The organism is Vibrio taketomensis (assembly GCF_009938165.1).
Classification (GTDB): Bacteria; Pseudomonadota; Gammaproteobacteria; order Enterobacterales; family Vibrionaceae; genus Vibrio; species Vibrio taketomensis.
Genome location: NZ_AP019649.1, coordinates 1,286,835 through 1,308,829, shown reverse-complemented (window position 1 = coordinate 1,308,829; position 21,995 = coordinate 1,286,835). Strand labels below are relative to the sequence as shown.

The 21,995-nt window shown below is 41.7% G+C and carries 17 protein-coding genes, 3 pseudogenes and 1 riboswitch; of the genes and pseudogenes, 9 read left to right on the top strand and 11 right to left on the bottom strand.

All coding sequences use genetic code 11. The features are described 5' to 3' along the window. Positions 1-11: 11 nt before the first annotated feature. Positions 12-1,280, bottom strand: coding sequence for a DUF945 family protein (locus tag Vt282_RS06100; protein WP_162062853.1), 1,269 nt, complete (start codon positions 1,278-1,280; stop codon positions 12-14). A gap of 227 nt (positions 1,281-1,507) precedes the next feature. Between Vt282_RS06100 and Vt282_RS06095 the strand changes: the two are divergent. From Vt282_RS06095 to Vt282_RS06085, 3 genes and pseudogenes are all read left to right on the top strand, one after another. Continuing rightward, a pseudogene (locus Vt282_RS06095) lies at positions 1,508-3,449 on the top strand (ATP-binding protein). Between the two features lie 3 nt (positions 3,450-3,452). Then, a pseudogene (locus tag Vt282_RS06090) lies at positions 3,453-3,948 on the top strand (response regulator). A 173-nt stretch (positions 3,949-4,121) separates the two neighbouring features. Continuing rightward, complete coding sequence (locus tag Vt282_RS06085; RefSeq protein ID WP_162046494.1) at positions 4,122-4,670, top strand: hypothetical protein; 549 nt, start codon at positions 4,122-4,124, stop codon at positions 4,668-4,670. 76 nt (positions 4,671-4,746) lie between these two features. Here Vt282_RS06085 and Vt282_RS06080 read toward each other — a convergent pair whose 3' ends face one another. Beyond that, the gene (locus Vt282_RS06080; protein ID WP_162062852.1) at positions 4,747-5,502 is read right to left on the bottom strand and encodes a chromosome partitioning protein ParA; all 756 of its coding nucleotides are present in this window, start codon (positions 5,500-5,502) and stop codon (positions 4,747-4,749) included. A gap of 15 nt (positions 5,503-5,517) precedes the next feature. Beyond that, positions 5,518-5,676, bottom strand: coding sequence for a hypothetical protein (locus Vt282_RS19905; protein WP_167515601.1), 159 nt, complete (start codon positions 5,674-5,676; stop codon positions 5,518-5,520). 313 nt (positions 5,677-5,989) lie between these two features. Between Vt282_RS19905 and Vt282_RS06075 the strand changes: the two genes are divergently transcribed. Together Vt282_RS06075 and Vt282_RS06070 are read left to right on the top strand one after the other, a co-directional pair. Further along, positions 5,990-6,328 (top strand): YggL 50S ribosome-binding family protein, encoded by a 339-nt coding sequence (locus Vt282_RS06075; RefSeq protein WP_162046496.1) that lies wholly within the window; start codon positions 5,990-5,992, stop codon positions 6,326-6,328. A gap of 337 nt (positions 6,329-6,665) precedes the next feature. Next, positions 6,666-6,772: riboswitch (glycine riboswitch) on the top strand. A 115-nt stretch (positions 6,773-6,887) separates the two neighbouring features. Further along, positions 6,888-8,258, top strand: a complete 1,371-nt coding sequence (locus Vt282_RS06070) for an alanine/glycine:cation symporter family protein (protein ID WP_162062851.1) — start codon at positions 6,888-6,890, stop codon at positions 8,256-8,258. 72 nt (positions 8,259-8,330) lie between these two features. Here Vt282_RS06070 and Vt282_RS06065 read toward each other — a convergent pair whose 3' ends face one another. Next, complete coding sequence (locus tag Vt282_RS06065; protein ID WP_162062850.1) at positions 8,331-8,948, bottom strand: LysE family translocator; 618 nt, start codon at positions 8,946-8,948, stop codon at positions 8,331-8,333. A gap of 120 nt (positions 8,949-9,068) precedes the next feature. Between Vt282_RS06065 and Vt282_RS06060 the strand changes: the two genes are divergently transcribed. Continuing rightward, a complete protein-coding gene (locus Vt282_RS06060; protein ID WP_162062849.1) occupies positions 9,069-10,550 on the top strand; it encodes a carboxypeptidase M32 in 1,482 nt (493 codons plus the stop codon). 86 nt (positions 10,551-10,636) lie between these two features. On the opposite strand, the gene Vt282_RS06055 is transcribed toward Vt282_RS06060, so the two are convergent. From Vt282_RS06055 to Vt282_RS06050, 3 genes are all read right to left on the bottom strand, one after another. Continuing rightward, positions 10,637-11,596 carry a CorA family divalent cation transporter gene (locus Vt282_RS06055; protein WP_162062848.1) on the bottom strand — a complete coding sequence of 320 codons (960 nt, stop codon included), beginning with the start codon at positions 11,594-11,596 and terminating at the stop codon, positions 10,637-10,639. Positions 11,597-11,785: 189 nt separating this feature from the next. Continuing rightward, complete coding sequence (locus Vt282_RS21200; RefSeq protein ID WP_269472602.1) at positions 11,786-11,920, bottom strand: hypothetical protein; 135 nt, start codon at positions 11,918-11,920, stop codon at positions 11,786-11,788. Positions 11,921-12,038: 118 nt separating this feature from the next. Next, positions 12,039-12,452 (bottom strand): VOC family protein, encoded by a 414-nt coding sequence (locus Vt282_RS06050; protein ID WP_162062847.1) that lies wholly within the window; start codon positions 12,450-12,452, stop codon positions 12,039-12,041. A 1,854-nt stretch (positions 12,453-14,306) separates the two neighbouring features. On the opposite strand from Vt282_RS06050, the pseudogene Vt282_RS21910 reads away from it, so the two are divergent. From Vt282_RS21910 to Vt282_RS06030, 3 genes and pseudogenes are all read left to right on the top strand, one after another. Beyond that, positions 14,307-15,320: pseudogene (locus tag Vt282_RS21910) on the top strand (IS110 family RNA-guided transposase). Between the two features lie 2,881 nt (positions 15,321-18,201). Further along, entirely contained in the window at positions 18,202-19,533 is a 1,332-nt protein-coding gene (locus tag Vt282_RS06035) for an integrase arm-type DNA-binding domain-containing protein (RefSeq protein WP_162062846.1), read from the top strand. Between the two features lie 81 nt (positions 19,534-19,614). Continuing rightward, a complete protein-coding gene (locus Vt282_RS06030; protein WP_162062845.1) occupies positions 19,615-20,379 on the top strand; it encodes a hypothetical protein in 765 nt (254 codons plus the stop codon). Between the two features lie 207 nt (positions 20,380-20,586). On the opposite strand, the gene Vt282_RS21680 is transcribed toward Vt282_RS06030, so the two are convergent. From Vt282_RS21680 to Vt282_RS21670, 4 genes are all read right to left on the bottom strand, one after another. Further along, a complete protein-coding gene (locus Vt282_RS21680; RefSeq protein WP_415663444.1) occupies positions 20,587-20,697 on the bottom strand; it encodes a substrate-binding domain-containing protein in 111 nt (36 codons plus the stop codon). A 26-nt stretch (positions 20,698-20,723) separates the two neighbouring features. After that, complete coding sequence (locus Vt282_RS20150; RefSeq protein ID WP_232055156.1) at positions 20,724-20,972, bottom strand: substrate-binding domain-containing protein; 249 nt, start codon at positions 20,970-20,972, stop codon at positions 20,724-20,726. Positions 20,973-21,181: 209 nt separating this feature from the next. After that, on the bottom strand, positions 21,182-21,349 hold the full coding sequence (locus tag Vt282_RS21675; RefSeq protein WP_197740090.1) for a type 1 periplasmic-binding domain-containing protein: 168 nt from the start codon (positions 21,347-21,349) through the stop codon (positions 21,182-21,184). A gap of 106 nt (positions 21,350-21,455) precedes the next feature. Then, entirely contained in the window at positions 21,456-21,518 is a 63-nt protein-coding gene (locus Vt282_RS21670; protein WP_415663443.1) for a hypothetical protein, read from the bottom strand. Positions 21,519-21,995 lie beyond the last annotated feature (477 nt).

Genomic DNA, 21,995 nt, shown 5'->3' with positions numbered 1-21,995 from the left:
AGTAATCTAAGCTACATCATTAAAGGTAGGAACAGGCTCATAAGTGGTACTTTTTGCCCACCTTCGAACACAATATTGCCTTCTTTAATTTCTGCTTTTACTTGATAGCCACCCGTTGTCTGCTGAACAAACTCCATCACCATGCCTTCATCCATCGCTTGTTTGATTGATGGGTATTGCTGAGCCAAATCATCAGAAACAAAAGAATTAAAGTGTCCCTCAAGTGCAGGCATTAGCTTCATTGGGTTTTGTGAAATGTTATCCGTTCCCTGAGGAACAATTAACTTCCAATTAGATGTGAATTCACCGTCACCGATATTTATCGCCATCTTATCGCTTGAGATATAGAAACCTTTCGCAAACAGGCTATCTAGGTATGGCATCATCGCTTGTAAGTCTTGCGCGGTAAGCATCGGAGAATCTTGGTATCTCGTTACCAATTGCTCAAAAGATACGGCATCGACATCGCCAAACGCAAAGTTCAATTCAACCTTGTCTAAGCTTTCATCTTCAACACTAATTCCACCAATACGAATAGTATGATTACTCGCAACGCGCTGAGTAGCCTCATCGTGATTAGCGATGTATTGATACTCCGCATCTTTCATCGAAAATTGAGCGGTTTGCTGTGGGTCTAACACTGATAACTGTTTGATCTTAAGTACCTGATCGCCAATCCAGAAACCGTTAACCTTTTTACCGTCACCGTTACCGGTAAGGTTATCAATCATCAGTTTCTCACCCGTATTAAAATCCATTTCAACTGAAGGTACATCTAGCTCAAAACTCACTTGGCCAAGCACCGTTGCGTGCCCTTTCAATGTAGACGGAGTGATTAGCATGGTTGCACCACCTTCACCGTCGATCGTTTGATGCCAATTGCCTAACTTGAATTCGAAATCAGTATTGCCGTTTAGTTGCGTTACTGTGTGTGCTGTCAATGGAATTTGAGGCCAATTCGTCATCACTGAATCCGCACTTAAACTGATCAAACCATGCGTAATATCGCTTTTTACATCAATTTGAGCAGGAATACCGTCAAGTTGTAGTTGCGAAAGCAATTCTGGGTCAGTGACCGTGTAACGCGTAACAACCGTCGAAGATAGGTAACCGCGATCATAGCTGACAATTTCACTTTTAATCGTATTCGAATTGAGGTTTTGGACAGCATCTTCAATAACACTTTGGCCAATTTGACCAACAGCAAGCGGCCAACAAAGGGCTAAAGATATCGCACCACCAATGGCAGCTAGTTTTTTAAGTTGCATCATAGAACTCATTCTAAGGTAATCCATATATTGAAAACGATCATTTCAAATTCATTGGCTAATTTGCAGCTGAAATGAAACAGTGAATTCAGCCAGTCTACACCAAAAAAGCTTGAGATAAATCAGAGTATTGTTCAATTTACTGATTATACAACATATCTATAACTTAGCTCGCAGCACAAGAGGGCATTTATTGATAGCCTGTTTGACAAAGAAAGAGAACAGATTGGAAAAATAGCTTGAATCAATATGCCCTAATATGCCTCGACAGCAACCCTGTCAGTATTGAGCAACTTAGAAAAGAACTCAGCGTATTTGCGACCAAGTTTGATATACATTGTGTCGATTCAATCGAAGATGGTTACGAAACACTGCAGTATTGCCACGATAAAAATCAAACCATCGCACTGGTATTAGCCAGTCACCATGAAAGCTTTAATGGCGCAGAATTCCTGATTCAATTAGACAATTCCCCACTCACGCACAAAACACGTAAAGTGCTGATCAGTTGTGGTCAAGACATTCAAGCCATTTTAAACACCGTGAATGAAACGCGCTTAGATCACTGCTTAACCAAGCCACTGCAAGAAAAACTGGTTTATAAAACCGCCTTTAATGAATTAACCAATTTTGTTATCGAAGAAGACAGAGAGAATTTACTTTCCTACGGGCTTATCTTGGATCAGCAGCGACTATTTCGCGCTCACATTGATCAAAAGATGCAAAGCTATCAGGCTGGCTTTATCACTGACCACCATAAAATGTCAGACGGCGAATTGGCAGAGCGCGTTATTAACGCTCTAAAAGACTTTTTTGCTAAAGGCGATGAAACCCATGCGATACGCCATTACTCGAGTGATCACCTATTAACAGTCGAAGGCGAAGACAACAACTTCCTCTGGTTCATTATGTCCGGTGAAGTTGCGCTATATAAAAGATGACCAAGGCGTGCAACGTGAGGTCGTTCGCCATACCAAGGGTAATATCATCGGTGGTATGTCCTTTGTTACTGGAGAGCCCTCCTTCTCCACTGCATTAACTCTGACCAGCGCAGATGTGATAAAGATCGACCGCGACGTATTTAGCAAAGTCATGTATTCTGATACCGCATTGCTTCCACTCTTTACCAACCTACTTTTGCGTCACTTTAACCGTCGCTTGCAACGCAATATCAACACCAAACTCAAGCTACAAAAAACGCTAGAGTCGTTAGAGCTTGCTCACCATCAATTAATTGAAAGTGAAAAAATGGCAATGCTCGGCCAACTCGTCGCCGGCGTCGCTCACGAACTTAATAACCCAATCGCAGCAATATTACGCGGTACAGAAACCCTCACTGAAAGTATCCATCAACTGGTGAATGGTCAGGGACAATGCCCGCCTGAAATGAACAATGACATTCTAACGAGAGCCCTCTCCTCCCGTCCCAACTCAACGGCAGATGAACGTCAAAAAACCAAACAAGTAGAACAACAAATTGGCGATCGTAGACTTGCGAAAAAACTGGTCAAATTAGGCTTACATGAAAAAGAGCACTGGTTGAAGCTCGCGCGATACAATCCAGATGAAGTCAATGCTCAGCTGGATGAACTTGAAAGCTATCACGTAGCAGGAGCCACACTACGCTCTATCAACGTATGCGCTCAACGTATTGCTGACATGGTTAAAAGCCTGAAAGGTTATGCTCGACAAGATGATGAAACCTTTCACTACGCAGATATTCACGAAGGTATTGAAGATACGCTGGTGATCTTCGAAAACAAACTCAAACTGCATCGTGTTGAAAAAGAGTACGCAAATCTGCCCAAGATCAAATGCATGCCAATCGCGTTACAACAAGTTTGGACAAACCTCATCTCCAACGCGATTGATGCCTTCCCAGCGCAAGGGAGACTCACGGTAAGAACCCAACAAACGATAAAACAAGGTAAGCGTTGGGCCGTAATAGAAGTTCAAGATAATGGATGCGGTATTTCACCCGAGCTACAACAACAAGTTTTTGATTTGAATTTCACCACTAAAAAGGAAGGAAACTTTGGGCTAGGTATCGGTTTGTCAGTTTGCCAGCAGATAATTAATCAACATGGTGGCATTATTACTGTAGATTCAAAGGTTAACGAATATACCAAGATGTCGGTTTGGTTACCGATTGAGCAACAACCAGATTTCAACGAGGAATAAACCATGAACAAGTACCTCATCCTATGCGTCGATGACGAAAGAGAAGTATTAGATAGTGTTATTCAAGATCTTGACTGCTTTGAAGCGCATTTTATGCTCGAAGCGGCGGAATCGGTTGCTGAAGCTAAAGAGATTATCGCAGAAGCCCAAGCAGACGAAATCCAACTAGCGCTAATTTTGTGTGACCATATCATGCCGGAGCAAACGGGTATCAGCTTCAATTGAATTAAGTGATGATAAACAGACAGCAAAAGCGAAAAAATTGTTACTCACTGGTCAAGCCGGTTTAGAAGATACCGTTGAAGCGATAAACCATGCGAGTCTAGATTTCTATCTGGCGAAACCATGGAACGGTGACCAAATTCGTTCGACTGTCAAAGAATTGTTGACTCAGTACATGATTGAAAATGAATCTGAACTGATGCCTTGGGCACAAATCTTAGACACCGAGAAAATTTTTAATGCAATTGCTGACAACCGTATCAGTTTTGGTGAATAAGCGAACATAAAATCACCGCTCACGGCATGTTAATTGCTTTAAAAGATAATTAGTGACAAAACAATGACATTTTTGCCTAGTGCCACTGATAAACAACCAGTAATATGCACTAGGTATACGGGTTGTATTGTCACCCAAACTAGGATTTAACAACTTAATAGGCTCATTTCCTTATGCGTAAAACGATCTTAGCTGCAGCGCTAGTTCTTGTTTCTGGCCACACTCTTGCGGCGCCAGACTACAACAATTCTTCAACTATCATGAGCAACTTTAGCTACGATTACCTTGAAGCACGAATTGGTGCTAGCCCAGGCACATTCGGTGCTGCAATGAGCAAATCAATCCACCCTAATGCACATGCAGTGGTTCGATTTGACTCTGAGTTTTCTGATGACTTCGATACTGCAGCTGGTTTCGGCTTCCATGCTCCAATTAACAACTGGGCAGATCTTACAGGTGAAATTCTATTCCGTATGGTAGACAGCAAACCTATGGGCACAGAAACAGGTATGGAACTAAACCTCGGTATTCGCCAATGGTTAGGTCCACAACTTGAGGTTGGTGGCAAAGGCGGTTACGTGTCAATCGATGATAACGAAGATTGGCTAGCATCTGCATATGCACGCTTCCACGCAACTGAACTATTCTCTCTAGGTGGTGAAGCTCGCTTCAACGATTTCTATGGTGATCAAGTCATGTTCACTGCACGCTTTAAGTTCTAACTACCTAGACGCGTAATCAAGTACTAAAAAACCCAGCACATTTGCTGGGTTTTATTTTGGTATTAGAAACTTGAAATCACTCAGGCGTCATGACTATTCTAGGCCTAACTGTTTCAGAAATCGCTTTTATCTGTTCCAAATCCATCTTGTGTACGTTAATCATCTGATTAATTTGGCTAATGCGAGAGCTTGCCTCATCTTGTTTGTCACAAGAATCTGATTTTGCATCCCAAGACGTTCCATCAAGATAGGCATTACTCTTTTTAAGAATTTCTAACTTCGGCTCTAATTGTGTCAGTTCTTTATTAAGCGCTTCTAGTTCTTGTTGAATCTTCAGCTCGCGTTGGAATAATTCGCGAGAACGCTCGAGCAAAGAAACCTGCATATCTGCTTGCTGGTTAAGTTGATTGTTTTTCTTTTCTGCATCATTGATTGCGTTGTTCTTAGCGGCAATTTGCGCCGAAAGATCAGATTTATCTTGCTGTAACTGCGTGATTTGTTGGTTCAACGCATCTAACTCTGCTTGTTGATTCTTTTGTAATTCAGCCAGTTTGGCCTTTAGCTTTGACTCGACTTCAAAATCGACATTCGCCACTCGCTCTTCCGCTTTCACAACAACCTTTTCTTTCTCTTGTTGAACTTGCTGATATTGTTGCTGCAATTCAATATAAGTTGCTTGCCATTTGTTTGCGGTAACTGATGACCCAACCAAACCGCCAAGTGCTAAACCCAAAACGGCTGCCACCGCGATATACAGATAGCTACGCTTATCACGCTCTTCTATCACGACAACATCTTCATCACGAACGTCATTTTCGTTTGAATTATTCACTTTGGCTCCTACGGTTTAGCGCATAAGTTCGGTAATCATGAGGCTAGCGGTGTAAACAAGAAAGCCACCAACTAAGGTTATAACGACATATTTTTGCAGTTTTTCATTGGTTCGATAACGAATCAAAACAAACGCTATGGCAATTAAAAATACAATTGCGATTAATCTTGTCATCCCTTCTCCTTAGCGAGACGTCATGCTCACAACCTGACTTAGCAGGAATATATACTTAAGCAACCTCGGCTTTTGAGAGCCGCCACTTAGGTATAAACATCTCTTTTATACCATTTTTTCGATAAAAAAGGTCAGAGCCAAGTAGTTTTCTCATTCAAATTGTAGTGCCAAAACCTAAGATAATGTTTAAGACGATGCGGATTGCTGAAAATTGGCTAATTCCCCATCAATCAAAGCAAGATACTGGCAATATATTTGGGTAGCCGCGATATTTAGGGTATAACCAATGTGATTCCATGTTAGAGGCAAAATCATGAAACCATTTAAACAAGAAAACAAGAAACGTCGCATTTTGAAAAAAATGTACCTTGGCGAATTCGCTATGCTTGGTTTTGAAATCAGCTGCAAAACTAACATCGCTGATTTCGACCGCTACGACGTGTTTGTTGATGAATTCATCGACTACATCGATAGCCTAGGCCTATGTTTCGGTGGCGGTGGCCTTGAAATTTTCGAAGGTTTCATTTGTGCAGCAGAACGCTACCAAAACGCGACAGAAGAGCAAAAAGCACAAGTTATCGCATGGCTTGAAGCACGTGAAGAAGTAACAAGTGTTGATTCTAGCGAGCTTGTTGACGCTAACTACTTCTAAGTAGCACACGAATATAAACATACATAAAGCGCCCTTAATTGGGCGTTTTTTGTACCCACGCCTTTTATTTTCAAGCCTTTCAGACTCGTTAACCTTCCTACCTGCCAAATTGAAATATTTCAATCACAAAAATGTGTTGAATTGTCTAAAAAAAGTGATAGAGTTCTCACGTTGGTAGCGACCAGTGCTATCAACTAGCATTTACTCACTATATGAGTAATTGTTCCGATGAAGACTGCAGGAGAGTGGTTATTAACCAAATGGTAACATTTGTGCAAAATAACCTACCGAAGAAGTAAATCTTTCAGGTGCTACCTAGGTAGCGGGGACTGTAGTTGGAGGAACCTCTGGAGAGAACCGTTAAATCGGTCGCCGAAGGAGCAAGTTTTACATTGATTATCAATGTGAAGTGAAACTCTCAGGCAAAAGGACAGAGGAGTGGAAAGACTACATAACCATTTCTTAGCTTATGGCTAAGCGTGCATTTTATTGATCGCCTTTTTCAGGCTATCAGTCCTTCCCTCTTCTCCTTAAATTGTTTTATTAATTAAGGGAAATCATGGATAACCTACAAGCTTTACTAAAAACTATTGACGATTTTGTTTGGGGCCCACCACTACTTATTTTGCTAGTAGGTACCGGTGTTTACTTCACTTTTCGTTTAGGTTTAGTGCAATTCAAATATCTGCCAACTGCGTTCAAAATGATCTTTGCAAAAGATGATTCTGAAAAAGAAGGCGACGTATCAAGCTTTGCTGCATTGTGTACTGCACTCTCTGCAACTATTGGTACTGGTAATATCGTTGGTGTAGCAACAGCAATCAAATTGGGTGGCCCTGGTGCACTATTTTGGATGTGGCTAGCAGCCTTATTCGGCATGGCAACCAAATACGCAGAATGTCTACTCGCGGTAAAATACCGCCGCGTAGATGACAAAGGCGAAATGATCGGCGGCCCAATGTACTACCTACAGTACGGTGTTGGCTCTAAAGCCCTAGCTATCATGTTTGCAGTCTTTGCGCTTGGTGTGGCTTGCTTTGGTATTGGTACTTTCCCACAAGTTAACGCTATTTTGGACGCAACTGAGATTTCATTTGGTGTTTCTCGTGAAATCGGAGCTAGCATCCTGACGTTACTAGTGGCGTTTGTAACCCTTGGTGGTATTCAATCGATCGCTAAAGTCGCGGGTAAAGTAGTCCCAACCATGGCGCTATTCTATGTGCTTGCGTGTTTAAGCGTGATCATCATGAATGTCGATAAGCTCCTGCCATCTGTTGAGCTAGTTATCACCTCTGCGTTTACTTCAACTGCAGCAACCGGTGGTTTCTTAGGCGCAAGCATTATGCTGGCAATCCAATCGGGTATTGCGCGCGGCGTATTCTCAAACGAATCTGGCCTTGGTAGCGCACCAATGGCAGCGGCAGCGGCGAAAACAGACTCTTGCGTGAAACAAGGTTTGATTTCAATGACGGGTACGTTTATCGACACCATCATCATCTGTACCATGACTGGTCTTGCTTTGATCCTAACTGGCGCATGGCAAACCGATCTGGCAGGTGCTGCGATGACGACCCATGCCTTTGCGGTTGGCCTAAACATGGATACCTTTGGTCCAATGCTGGTATCAATTGGTTTGATGTTCTTTGCCTTCACCACCATTCTAGGTTGGAACTACTACGGTGAACGCTGTGTCGTGTTCCTAATGGGTACTAAAGCCGTACTGCCGTACAAAATCATCTTCGTATGCTTAGTGGCATCAGGTGCTTTCCTTCACCTAGATATGATTTGGATTATCGCAGACATCGTTAACGGCTTAATGGCAATTCCAAACCTAATTGGTCTAATTGCATTGCGCCAAGTGGTTATCGAAGAAACCAAACTGTTCTTCGCTAACACACAAACAGAATCGGTAAATTCTGTAAACGCATAAGCAAAGCGCACACTAAAAACGCAGCTCAAGGGCTGCGTTTTTATTACGATAATTTCTTGGTTCTATTTATCGTCAAGAAACAACAACGCCTAAAGCCACCAGCACCACGCCCGTTGTTGCTTCCATCCAATTCATAAAACGGCTGCTTTTTAAAAGCCCTTTTGCGGTATCAAGCGCTCCAGCCAAACCACACTGCCAAATCATCGCAATCACAAAGTGAATGGCGGCCATTAAAAGTGATTGAGCAAATGCGCTGCCTTCAGGATTAATAAATTGCGGTAAAAACGCGAGATAAAAAACTGCGGTTTTCGGGTTCAACACGTTAGAAAGAAACCCTTCTCTTAACGAACGCTTAAAACTGATATTTTGCTGCTTAAGTGTTAGTTCGGTGGGCATTGCCTGCCCTTTATATAAAGCATATAAACTCGAAAGCCCAAGCCAAACTAGGTACGCGGCACCCACCATTTTAACCGCCGCAAACAACTGCGCAGATTGCGCGAGTAGCGCCGAAATCCCCACCGCTGAAAAGGTAGCATGAACAAACAAACCTAAACAAATACCGAGACTCGTAGTCGCACCATCAACCACGCCGCCACGAGACGAATTGCGGATCACCAAGGCAGTATCCACACCCGGAGTTAAGGTTAAAATAGTAATAGCGATAATAAATGCTTCAAAATTGACGATCATAAATACAACTTCCATGTGTTAAGAGCTTCTTTATACCGCCATCTTGATTTTGCAACAAACGATTTATCTTCCATAAACTCATTGCTAGACTAAAAGTTCTTAGAATCAAAAGGCTAACCAATGAACGCATTCGAAAAACTGGTTTCACACTCTAAAAAAATCGCTCATTTTAATCACCTTGCTGCCATTTGCGGTTGGGACCAAGCTTCAATGATGCCAACCGGAGGCAACCAAGCGCGCTCAGAGGCAATGGCTGAATTATCCGTTCATATCCATTCACTTCATACGCAGCCTCAACTAGCGGATTGGTTTACAGAGGCTGAGCAAGAGTCATTAAGCAGTGAACAAACGGCCAGCCTGCGCGAGCTAAAGCGACAATGGCAGCAAGCTAACCTTCTTCCAGAAAAACTCGTGCAAGCAAAATCACTAGCTGGCTCCAAATGTGAGCACGCCTGGCGTACTCAACGCAAAGAAAATGACTGGCAAGGCTTTGAAAAAAATTGGGCTGAAGTGGTTAAACTGTCCCAAGAAGAAGCACAACTGCGCGCAGAGGCGAATAACTTAACGCCTTATGATGCGATGCTCGATATCTATGAACCGGGCACGTCATCCACATCACTTGATACTTTGTTTGCTGACGTAAAAACTTGGCTACCAAGCATGATCGACCAAGTGATCGAAAAGCAAAAATCAGAGAACTTCATTGAACCAAGCGGACAGTTCGCCGCAGAGAAGCAAAAAGCGCTTGGTCTTGAAGTAATGAAACTGCTGCAGTTTGACTTTAACCATGGCCGATTAGATGAAAGCGTCCATCCATTCTGCGGCGGCGTGCCAAGTGATGTGCGCATCACCACGCGTTACGACGAAAACGAATTTGTGCAATCACTCATGGGCATTGTGCATGAAACCGGTCATGCCCGTTATGAGCAAGGTTTACCAAAACTGCTTGCAGGCACACCAGCAGGTGAAGCTCGATCAATGGGCATTCACGAATCTCAATCTTTGTTCTTTGAGATGCAAGTTGGCCGCAGCGAAGCGTTTATTGCACACCTAGCGAAACTTGCTGGCAAACACTTCAGCAATGCAAATCCAGATCTATTCTCTCAGCAGAATTTTCAGAAACTGTACACACGAGTTAAGAAGGATTTTATCCGTGTAGACGCGGACGAACTCACCTACCCTGCACACGTTATTTTGCGCTATGAGATTGAACGCGATCTGATCAATGGCAACATCAAACACACCGACGTGCCCGAACTTTGGAACGCCAAAATGCAGCAATACTTAGGGCTATCAACGGAAGGCAATTACAAAAATGGTTGCATGCAAGACATCCATTGGACAGATGGCGCATTCGGATATTTCCCAAGTTACACATTAGGCGCAATGTACGCCGCACAATTTATGGCAGCGATGAAGCAAACCGTTGATGTTGAGGCAGCGATTCACTCTGGTGACCTCTCACCTATTTTCAATTGGTTAGGCGATAACATTTGGAACAAAGGTAGCCTTCTGAACACGAATGAATTGGTAAAACAGGCAACTGGGGAAACTCTGAATGCCAAGTTCTTCCAAGAGCATTTGAGAACTCGTTATCTATAAATAGGTATCCGATAACTAGAGACATGCCTGAATGACTTTACTTTCAGGCATTGTCTTTACACTCAAATTAACCAGATTAGAGCGGCTTAGCGTTTCATTCGAGCGGTTTGCAATCGACGGTAGAGATACACCCACAAGCCCGTCGCTAAGGTAACCATACCACCGGTTATCGCCCAAAATCCCCATGGGCTATCAGTCTCCGGGATACCTCCGACATTCATACCCAGCAAGCCAGAAACAAATGTGAGTGGAAGAAATACCGTAGCTACGATAGTTAATCGAAAACTGGATTGAGACATCGCCTCGGCGCGATTCGTGTTATCAAGATTTTGTAGTGTATCAATGCGGCTGACTAAATCATCAAGGTTATCGATATTCAATGTAACGTGATTCGATGCGCGCAGCATTCCAACTCGTGCTTCTTTATCTATTGGAAGAATCGCATCCTCTATACGAATAAGCAAAGTGTTACGCAGTACATTCAAAATACGTCTGATCTTGCAAATATCACCTCTTAGTTTCAGCAAAACGGCTGAATCAAACACAGTCCCATTGTCGAAGTACTGATCTTCTAACACGGCTAATCTGTCTGACATGGTAAAGGTGATTTTTTCGATATGAACAATCAAGTTGTTGACGATGTGGCTGAACACATCCATCACCTTACCACTATGAGTCACGCTATTTTGAGGTGTGTTTTTTAGATAAGCGTATGTCTGTTCAATCGCCATTACTGGATGGTAGCGAATGGTGATGATTCGATTGGCGTCGATAAAGATCTTTAAATCAACAAGCCCTAAAGGATTTAAGGTGGACTGATCACCACTGACTTTCAAAGCGATAAGCACGCTACCATCGTGCAGGTTGCGGTGATTAACAAAATTCTCTCGCACCAAGAAAGCGATTAATTCCTCTGACAATCCACTTTGCGTAACCAACCACTCGTGATCTTCTGGCTTTGATAAATCAACATCTACCCAACAAGATGATGGACTATTTTCACACTCACTATTTGAATGGCCTTTTAACGCAGTAATGATTGGCATATCTAACGACTAGTATTTATTTGTTGTTGACGTCAATTATAGCCGATTGATCTAACAAGCTTTAAACTGATTTCTGCGTATTTTCACTAATATAGCCCGATGCTTTTACCGATGATATTGGCGAAATTTACTCAGCCTAAACCTTATCCGAGAACACGAGTAAGAAATCAGATTCTTGCCGGAAAAAGCCTATTTATGCTGGTCTTTGTTATTTAAATGCTCAGCGTACTTTTTAGCAATCAGTTGATGGATATGCAATCCTGTCTTACGAACAAGATACCAATCTATCGCTGCTAAAATGACAATGCCTATGACCGTTCCCATCTCAAATACTCCTTGCTGATCAAGCCTACGCCCAACTGTAATGTATTATTTCATTGTTATGCAGAACTGAATCGCTAAAAATTGACTACTGATGCCATCGCCCCTATTTATGTGCGCACTATTTACTTGTGCTGCTTAGTTGCAACAAGTCCCATTTATTACCATACAGATCTTGAAATACCACGACCGTACCGTACTCTTCTTCCCGCGGCTCTTCCAGAAACACGACACCATTTGATTTCATTAACTCGTAGTCTCTCCAAAAATCATTGGTTTGTAGGAACAAGAATACGCGTCCACCAGTTTGATTACCTATGGCTTGAGCTTGCTCCTCTGTGCTCGCTTGAGCGAGAAGCAGATTGGTACCATTGGAATTTGGAGGAGAAACCTGAACCCAGCGCTTACCACCGCCTAAATCGGTATCTTCAACCAATACAAATTGAAGTTTCTGTGTATAAAACGCAATAGCATCGTCGTAGTTTTCAACGACGAGAGCTATATTCCCGATTTGTTGCTGAACAGGCTTAGACATATTTAAATCCGGTTATCTCAAATTGCTGATTTTACACTACTCTATCAATAAACCGTGAAAGCACATAGCACATCCATAACAACGAACAGCAAAGTTGCTTACACCTCGGCTGAGCCTGAAGATAACTGGAAAACAACTGTTTAACCATTTTTGAAGAGCGCCTGCAGGATTAACCGATGAATCTCTAGGGGAACTAGTCTGACCCAGCCAATAATGGTTGGCAGCAGTGAGACCGCAATAAGAGCTCCTCAATATGTTTTGTCGTAAACAATACAATGATCGAAATGACAAAGCGAATTAGATAACTTTGTTGTTCGAAGAGGTTGGCTGCTCGCGCAGCCAACAGGTCATTACCTATTGACAGGCAGAAGGCTCATATGTGTTAGGGCAATTTCAACTTAGATTTATCTGCCATGGCTAATTCTAGTAGTTGTATTTTATCGCGGAACGAATCGATGACAGCTTTAGCGAGTAGAACACCAATATACAATCCGCATATGAATGCGATTGCCACCATTGGAACACACTTACCGAATTATCAGAAATTTTTGTGTAAGTAAAATAGAGCATAAATAAAGCAGGAAATAGTCCTAATTTATCTACAGCACCTACCATAAACCCAATGCGGTCAACTAGAAAGATAACACGCCGCTCTAAAGCTGCTTTACTTCATTCAATGAGTCTAGGTCGTAGTTGGCTAATTGAGCAACAAAATCTATATTTGAATTATGCTCATTTTGACACTAATTAACGCATCTCGTTTAAAACTAAAAAGAGGTCAACAACGGCACAATAGATGCCAGCATATAGATAACAGCAAGAACAATAGCACCAGCCAAAATATACAAAGCTAATTCTTTTTCCAAGAGCTATTGGAATGGCGCTGATAAATACATAAAATGGCGAGACTTAGTGTTATCTTTTCAATACGCGTTTCACAAATATAGCGCCCGATACCACTACTGTTCTTTTCGCTAACTATCAGCAGATCTAGTATTTTGTCTACATCCACACTCATAACTTTCCCTATTGCCTAACTCCCAATTAAGGGGTGAACAACGCCCCCACCCAAACCTAAAGCATTGTGCCATAAACACTAAAACTGAAGTAGAAGCAAAAGTGCCAAGCGTTGTGAATCCCTCTTAAATTGCTTGTTAGCATTATATTTCAATGTACTCAGTACACCCCATATAACCTGAGAACTAGTCAGTCCACTTTGTTTAGCAATGTTGCTCTGATACTCAGTTTCACTAGGAGAGCCAACAAACGACGCTTGCACCAAATAAGTAGAATGGCTTAAGCCCGTAGCAATATACTTAATTATTTGCTCTTCTCCAGGGTGAAGAATCGTAAAAACCAACATTATCAACTCCCTGATGCATTACGTTAACTGTTGCCTTAACCGAGAGAGCATTAAAGTTGCCTGTTCCTACAGGTCCTAACGTAACCTTAGACTTTTCTAGATCGATGGTTTCGGCGTTCGTGCCGATATTTTCATGTGAATATCAACTATCACAGTTCCAGGATACGAAGAGATTGCTCTTGGGGTAACAGATATTTGTAAAATGCCGTAGGATCTAGTTTCCAATTGAAGTTTTCTCAACTCCGCTTTTGCTTTTTCAATCGTTCTAACCGAAAGAATTGGAATAAAGCCCAACCACCACCAATACAAATAGCGAGCACTAATGCAATTGATTGAAAAGCTGATGCTAAGTTTTGACTTCGATAATTGTCACTGTTCTTCCTTTATAATGCTAACGCCCTGTTAAGGTGATGAGATGGTCTCCCCTACCACTTCACATGACCATCAGCCATGCTTGGAGTGTTTAGGTCCTAAAGCAAAAGGAGAAGACCATGACTCAGCATAAAATCATCGGCATCGACTTAGCAAAAATATTTTCTTTCTTTTTGAAATCAATCATAAAGGAAGAACATTGGGCGTAAAAACTTCAACGAACCAAACTACTGAACTACGTCGCAACTCAAACTCCATGTATCATCGCAATGGAAGCGTGTTCAGGTGCTCATTACTGGGCACGTGAGTTCGAAAATTTTGGGCATGATGTTCTGCTATACCCTCCTCAACATGTCAAAAATCAGCGCCGCAAGCAGAAGAATGACTATAACGATGCAGAAGCGATTACTGAACTTACACTCTATCAACGCACCCACCCCGTTCCACACAAATCCATCGAGCAACAAGACATTCAATCATTGATTCGAATGCGCAGACTATGTGTTACCGAAAGAACCCGTTTGATTAATCAAGTTCGAGGATTAATTGCTGAGTACGGCATCGTTATCCCAAAAGGAAAAGCGTCTTTTAGGCAAGCCATTCCCGAAATACTGGAAGAAAGTGAAAACCAACTATCGCCAACATTGCGTGAACTTCTATCACGTCAATACGAACGCTATTTATACATCGAGGAACAGATCCAATGGTTTGAAGAGAAACTCAACCAAACCGTTAAGCAATTTGATAATGCCAAACGACTGATGTCCATTCCTGGCTTTGGACCACTCACTAGCCAAGCCGTCGCCGTATGGCTCGGCTCTGGACAGCAATTTAGAACGGGGTGAGATGCTTCTGCGGCGATAGGACTCGTTCCAAAACAAGACACAACAGGTGGTAATGTCATTCTTCTCGGCATTACCAAGCGAGGTAATACTTAGATTCGATCTTTACTGGTTCATGGTGCTAGAGCAGCTTTAAGACGAGCCAAGTTCAAGTCCGACAAACTCAGTAAATGGATGCTTGAGTTACAAGAACGACGAGGCTCCAACCGTGCTGCGGTCGCTCTCGCAAACAAACTCATGCGGATCGCTTGGGCTGTTATAACCAAAAACGAAGAATATCAACCGGCATAAAGCACCATACACCACCAACCCTTTGCAAAGTACGTAGTGAGATGAATAACAGGATAAATCCTACACGTTGAAAACCTTGTGCTCACGCTGGCTTTTAAAGTCGATAAGGTGATTAGGACTTCGTGTTCGACTGCCTCATCTTGGCCAAGGCAATAGCCGCAAAAACAGGCCGTATATATGGTAGTTAACCTGCTCTTTTAATCATACTGCTGACTTGCAAAACAGGGGGAGACCATATATGTGAGCAACGCAATACCGAAGCTGCCGCATACCACCTTAAACACTAAAACCAACGCATAGTAAAAATGCCACGCGTTGCGAATCAGTCTTAAACAGTTTGTTAGGCTAGCTTTTTACTCTTTGCTAAATCTTTGAGCATCTCAAGCTCTTTATCGTAACCAATGTAAATCATATTCAGCGCTTTATCTAAAAGCTTATAAGCAGGAATTATTGCTTTATCATTGAATTCAAACATGACTTGCTGAATTACCAATCTCTTTGATTGCTAAAGATACTCGGCACTTTCACTAAACCCTTTTTCTTTCCCAATCTCAATATTCTTTGGTGTGTATTACTTTTACAGAATTTTATTGTTCCGTTGCCTTTTGTTACCTTATGCCTCAAAGGAACTTTTGGTCATTAAGAACCTCCTCAACGATAATTCGCATTTTATTAGCGCAAGATGCTGGGCTAGACCAATATAAACAGAATGAATCCTTTAACAGTTGGATAATGGACTCTGGATACTTAGCTTAATGGAATCAAATTGGGTGAAGGATATATGTATTTTATTTCGATTTTGTCTATATACTCTAAACCCCAACCACCAGGTACTTCATCACTAATATATTCAATATCATCCCACGAGCTTCACCACAAAAGACACATACTCAAGGCAATAATCATGGTTACACTGAAGAACTCCGAACAGACGACTCTACCCAGTCACTTTGCATATCTTCATGCTTGTGATTTGCTTTTGAACGGACATACTCTCTTAAGACCAAATCTTCTTTAAATAGCTTAAGCAATCCCTTGTTGCATGCCGGACAGGTGTAATCTGTCACCATTGCCTCATCATTCGGTGATTTCCAAACAACTTTGTCCAATTTATTACCTCGATTTCTATTTAGATAGCCTAACGCCCAATTAAGGTGTGGCATGCAATATAAACCTTTGCATGCCGCCTTAACCACTGAAACCAACGCATTGTAAAAATGCCACGTGCCGAATCCCTCTTAAATTGTTTGTTATATTTAAAGTGCCGCAACCCTACTCAAACAGGCATGCATTTCTGAAAGCAAGTTGGTAACAACTTGCTCTTGATTGAAATGAACCAGCTTCATGCATGTACTTGTTTCTAATATTGACGATTTCTCTTTGAAACCTATAACGTTCTGCTTGACTTAAACTATTGAGCGCAGGGTTGGAGTGTTCTGTTAAGGATTTCAAATATCCACCTAGCGCTGGTACTTGAACATGTAGTGAATTTATACGCACAAAGCTGACAATGCAGAGTCCAAACCTCGTGTCGAATGCAGAACTTGGAGTAAGTGTTTCCTGTTTTCTGTGAAATCTTCATACAACGGTACACTTCATTAAATTCACCAAGTACCAAATTACACTCATGTTCATTTGCGATTGAGCTACCAGTTACGATTGCGTTTATAGTGTCGATTCTTTTTTTGTTGTACTCATGCCAACCATCTCTATTTTGTAGTTTTGATAATCTGTATAACGCTCTAGGCTCTCGTCATTTTAGCATGTGTTAAGCCTAACCTGCAAAGAAACACTTCTCAACCCTTTTAGGCTGTCATACCTATAACCCGGCAGTGTGTCAGATAAAATTAATTTACTGTCGATTTTAGAACCCAAATAGAACCCATCATCATATTTGGAATCAATCTGTAGAGATGACAAACAAATATTTCTTAGGAGCTCAAGCGTCTCTTAGATTTTGAAAAGTCTGGGATTGTAAGGTAAGAGCGAGAAAGCTGGTAAAACAGTTTTGACTCGAAAGATCTTTTATTAACTGAACTGAGTTCCAGACGATTTAGCCAATCGGAATAGTAAACCGTCTTCAATTGCTCAAGGTTAATGTCAATCTCTCGCTCTTCTTTGGCTTCTGCTCTTAGCTGCTTTAACGATAACTCATACAGAAGATTGTACTTAACGTAATGCATTTCCCTGCCTGTGTTAGCCCTCTCTATAGTAAGTTCACTCGCTTTTCTGTCTAGTAAACGAATACTACTTAATAAGTCTCTTAATTCAATAACTTCATCAAAGAACGAGAACAATCTAGATAACTTATCTATACGCGCAGTTTCACTAATAACTAGTACATGGAGCGTATGCGTCGGTAACATAGCGACTAAGTGCTAATCTTGATAGTAAATTTTTTGGTCGTGATAACTCAGCATGATGTGGCTTATAGCACGCTAGGATTTTACCGTTCTTTGCAACTAGTGAATCTGGAGGAGAAATCAGTACTGGGTGATCTGGTGATTCAACAATCGTAACATCAGAATCAATTGACCTCTAATTCCATCAAACAACTCTATATCTCCTATTTAAATATAACGCCGCATTAAGGTGTGAGCAACGCGACCACGAAACGAAACCATTGCACCGTAAACACGAAACCCAACGATTAGCACCAAAATGCCACGCGTTGCGAATCACTCTTAAGGGCTTTGATATGCTTTCCGCATCGTCTCATTGCGTCTCAATTTTTAATCTAAATTATTGATATAAAATAATTTAAGACTCATACAATCTCATTCAGCATCAGACAATCTCAGAGCTCCGATGCCCCCTTGCGTTCCCCTATTCCTGATTGCTAAGTTGAGGGGAACAGAGAGGAATCAACGGGGATAAAGACATGGCTGGAATAGAATTATTGTCTAATCAGACTATAAAGAACACCAAACCAACAGACAAAGAATACACGCTTTCAGATGGGGGCAATTTGTACATCAGGATAAGACCTAATGGCAGTAAAAATTGGCTCTTTATCTATACCCACCCTATCACAAAAAAACGTATAAAGCTTGGACTAGGCGCTTATCCTCAACTGACACTGGCGCAAGCTCGTAAGTTAGCCGATGAATACCGCAAACACCTAGTAAATGGCAAAGATCCTCGCCTAATTCGAGACCAACTTAACACCGAACGAGCACAGCAATACTATCGAACGTTCAAAAGCGTAGCAGAAGAGATGTTGGCAACCCAAGAAGTCAATGAATCCACCAAGCGCCAAAAGCTCATTGAAGAAGAGCAAAAAATTGCACGTATCAATGGCACCGTTTTTGACAAGCAAGATATTGAACGTATTACCCACAAGGTCAGAACATCTTATCGTAAGCGTCTATTTTTCAAACGCAACCTATATCCATATTTGGCCGATGTTGCAATTTCAGATATCACTGCTTTACAAGTCATTGAGGCTATTCGTCCTATGCAAAGAAGGGGAAATCTCGAGAATGTAAAACGTGCTTGCACCCTTGCGAATCAAGTTATGAAGTTCGCGATTAACTGCGGTTTCATTCATAGCAATTGCCTTGCTGACATCCGCGAAGTGTTCGCTAAAGCAATACCGTCACATATGCCATCGGTAGCGCCAATGGAGCTAAGCCATGTCATGGAAACGATGTCTAACACGCAGATGAAGTTAGTTACTCGTTGTGCATTTGAAATGCAACTTCACACCATTTCTCGTGCGGACGAATTAGCAGCAATGCGCTGGTGCGACATTGATTTAGAAAAACGTCTTTGGACTATCCCTGCATTCTTCACCAAAAGTAAACGAGAACATCTGGTGCCACTTACCGACTATACCGTTTCAATTCTAGAGTTCATTCGCCCTATTTCAGGTCATCAGAAATTCGTATTTCCTTCGGATAAGCCTAACACAAAATATCCACACATCAGCCCATCGGCAGTGAATTCTGCTCTTGGAAATACATCCCTAAAAGGTCGACTCGTTAGCCATGGGTTTCGCGGCATCGCAAGTACGCTTTTTAACGAGAAAGGATTTAATTCCGATGCTATTGAAATGTGCTTAGCACACTTAGACAAAAACCAGACCCGCGCAGCTTACAACAGTGCCAAATATCTCGAGCAACGAGTTGAAATATTAACATTTTGGAGTCAGTTCATTGTCGATGCTACAGGCCATCACTACTCCATAGCGGGTCAACATAAACCAAATTAATTGAGCTTAATAGCTGATGATTTTCATAGCTATCCACCAGCCTACTTCACCAAAAAGATATATCTATATAGGAGATATACTATGTATATGAATGACAGTTTACGCCTCAACATTATTCAAGAAATTGAAGACGCCACGTCAAATTCAACCTCAATCGATATGTCACGCTTCTTCGCCTTTGGGTTATCTCCCGTAGACATCGGTTTGATACTCACCGCAACGACATTGTTAAGATCAGAGCCTTATCTAAAAGAACATGATCTAATTGAACACGGGATTGGTATCAAGCAAATCCAGCGAGTCTTAGGGGGGCTAGAACACTTCAAAACTCTTTTGGGCGTTCATGACTATTCCTTTGCTGATTATCTCAAAGACCGTAATGTTGAGATTGGCTCAGACATCGCTGTGCCCTACTTCATCTATCAACAATACTTTGCTGAGATTCGGGCGATGTTCTCACCTAGTTCAAACCCAAAACACCTTAAGTCAACGTTAATGGTTGAAATTGAGGAGGGTTTTCACTTAAGCCATATGCCAATTTTTGATAATTCTATCGTATTGATTCCAGCTACAGCCGCTGAGTTGATGTTGGTGAGCATGAACCTTTTGATAAACGACTACTGCTTTATACATTACGATCACGCTAGTTCCATTTTGACTTTGAAGCCAATACTGCAAGACCGCTTTATCGATATAGAAGTTCGCTGTTACTCGTCAGAATTTAAGCATAAATGTGGTGGTGGCATATGTATTATCGACGACGTTCGTAATCAGGCTGCGTTGGTGAAAAAGACGAAAGTAATGTGTCTAAGACAGTTAATCGAACGAGTGAACCCTGCCAAATGACCACATATACTATCAAGGTGCGTAGTTTTTAATACGACGCACCTGATTCAACCACGTCGCAGGCCTAAATCGGGTATATCTACTTCAATTCTGTTACTAATTTAATAAGTTATAGCTAACCTAGCTATATTAAAATCGATTATGTTGGAATGGCTCAAGCGGTAAACCACACTAATTCAAGTTATTCACCACATTAGAAGTTTCAACTCAACCACACGAGCGTCTCACCACTAGTTTGGGTGGGAACACCACACTCTTATATGGTTGGTTATCACCCTCCATACGAGACAAAATAATCTCTCCTGCAGCTCGACCTATTTCTCTCGCAGAAACAGAAATGGTAGTCAGTGGTGGATTTGTGTCCGCAGACTCCCTACGTCATCGAAACCAACAACCGCTATATCTTTACCCACTGTTTTACCAAGATCTTTAATTGCTCTCATTACGCCAAAAGCAACAATATCTTGATAGCCAATAATAGCGGTAATTTCAGGGTGCTGCTCCAACAAATCCCTTGTCACTTTTGCGCCCTCAGATCGACTCGCAGAGCAACTTCGAATGTATCGCTCATTAAATAAAATCCCGTGTTCCATCAACTTTGACATATAGCCACCGGACGATGAGAACGCGTTTTGAAATCTCTAAACCACCCACAAATGCGATGTGTTTATGACCTTTTTTATAAGATGCTCCGTCGCTAACTGTAAGCCCATAAAGTTATTCGTTCCTACAAAATCAAACTGATCTTCACCAATAGGCCGTACAGCCAATACTATCGGAAATCCACGACGTTGTACTGTCTCTAAAAGTCTAAATTAGTTTCCATTGCAGGGCACATAACTACGCCACCAGCGTTTTGACTCAATAAAGAATCAATAAACTTACTTTGACGCTCTACGCTCTCCTCTGCATTTGCAAGAAAGAGCAACGAATCTTGCTCTTCAAGATAATGGCTAAGCCCTGCGATCATTTCAGAGAAAAACGGGTTAGTAATATCAGGGTAACAAGCCCAACTAAGTTACTACGCTTATGTCATAAGTTAGCCGCAGCTTGATTGTAAACATAACCAAGCTCATTTACGGCTTCAGAACCCGCTCTCGCGTGGTCGCTGAAATTCGTCCCTTATTCGTCAATACCATGGACACTGTCGCGGTAGACACGCCGCAATGCTTAGCTACTTCTGCGATGGTTGCTTTGGCCATGTTGAGCTCCAGTAAATAAATTTAGTATTAGTTATAGCGCCTTTATTATCTGATTAAAATCAGGTTAAACGATTAACCTATTTAAAGACTTTTTCAGTCATGATTATGTGATTAACCACAAAATTAACCATAAAATCATTGGTTAATAACTGCTAAACGAGTGGTTAAACACGTTAACCAATTTGTCGATTGATTAATTGAGTGATTAGACTGTAGACAACTGATTAACTCAAGGTGATTTATGAAATTCCTATCTGGTCAATCCATTATGACAAATTTCCGAATGTAACAGTGAAAGGCTTTGATCATGATGCTTTTCGCGGTTGGAACCATATAGTTAACACAATTAAGCAACGTATTCAGGGCCAAGATAAACATATTTTGGTAGTCGATACCTATCATGGTGTTAATCAC

Coding starts and splice junctions, on each gene's coding strand:
- Vt282_RS06100 (WP_162062853.1), bottom strand. CDS start 1,280: ATGAGTTCTATGATGCAACTTAAAAAACTAGCTGCCATTGGTGGTGCG.
- Vt282_RS06085 (WP_162046494.1), top strand. CDS start 4,122: ATGCGTAAAACGATCTTAGCTGCAGCGCTAGTTCTTGTTTCTGGCCAC.
- Vt282_RS19905 (WP_167515601.1), bottom strand. CDS start 5,676: ATGACAAGATTAATCGCAATTGTATTTTTAATTGCCATAGCGTTTGTT.
- Vt282_RS06075 (WP_162046496.1), top strand. CDS start 5,990: ATGAAACCATTTAAACAAGAAAACAAGAAACGTCGCATTTTGAAAAAA.
- Vt282_RS06070 (WP_162062851.1), top strand. CDS start 6,888: ATGGATAACCTACAAGCTTTACTAAAAACTATTGACGATTTTGTTTGG.
- Vt282_RS06065 (WP_162062850.1), bottom strand. CDS start 8,948: ATGATCGTCAATTTTGAAGCATTTATTATCGCTATTACTATTTTAACC.
- Vt282_RS06060 (WP_162062849.1), top strand. CDS start 9,069: ATGAACGCATTCGAAAAACTGGTTTCACACTCTAAAAAAATCGCTCAT.
- Vt282_RS06055 (WP_162062848.1), bottom strand. CDS start 11,596: ATGCCAATCATTACTGCGTTAAAAGGCCATTCAAATAGTGAGTGTGAA.
- Vt282_RS21200 (WP_269472602.1), bottom strand. CDS start 11,920: ATGGGAACGGTCATAGGCATTGTCATTTTAGCAGCGATAGATTGGTAT.
- Vt282_RS06050 (WP_162062847.1), bottom strand. CDS start 12,452: ATGTCTAAGCCTGTTCAGCAACAAATCGGGAATATAGCTCTCGTCGTT.
- Vt282_RS06035 (WP_162062846.1), top strand. CDS start 18,202: ATGGCTGGAATAGAATTATTGTCTAATCAGACTATAAAGAACACCAAA.
- Vt282_RS06030 (WP_162062845.1), top strand. CDS start 19,615: ATGTATATGAATGACAGTTTACGCCTCAACATTATTCAAGAAATTGAA.
- Vt282_RS20150 (WP_232055156.1), bottom strand. CDS start 20,972: ATGGAACACGGGATTTTATTTAATGAGCGATACATTCGAAGTTGCTCT.
- Vt282_RS21675 (WP_197740090.1), bottom strand. CDS start 21,349: ATGATCGCAGGGCTTAGCCATTATCTTGAAGAGCAAGATTCGTTGCTC.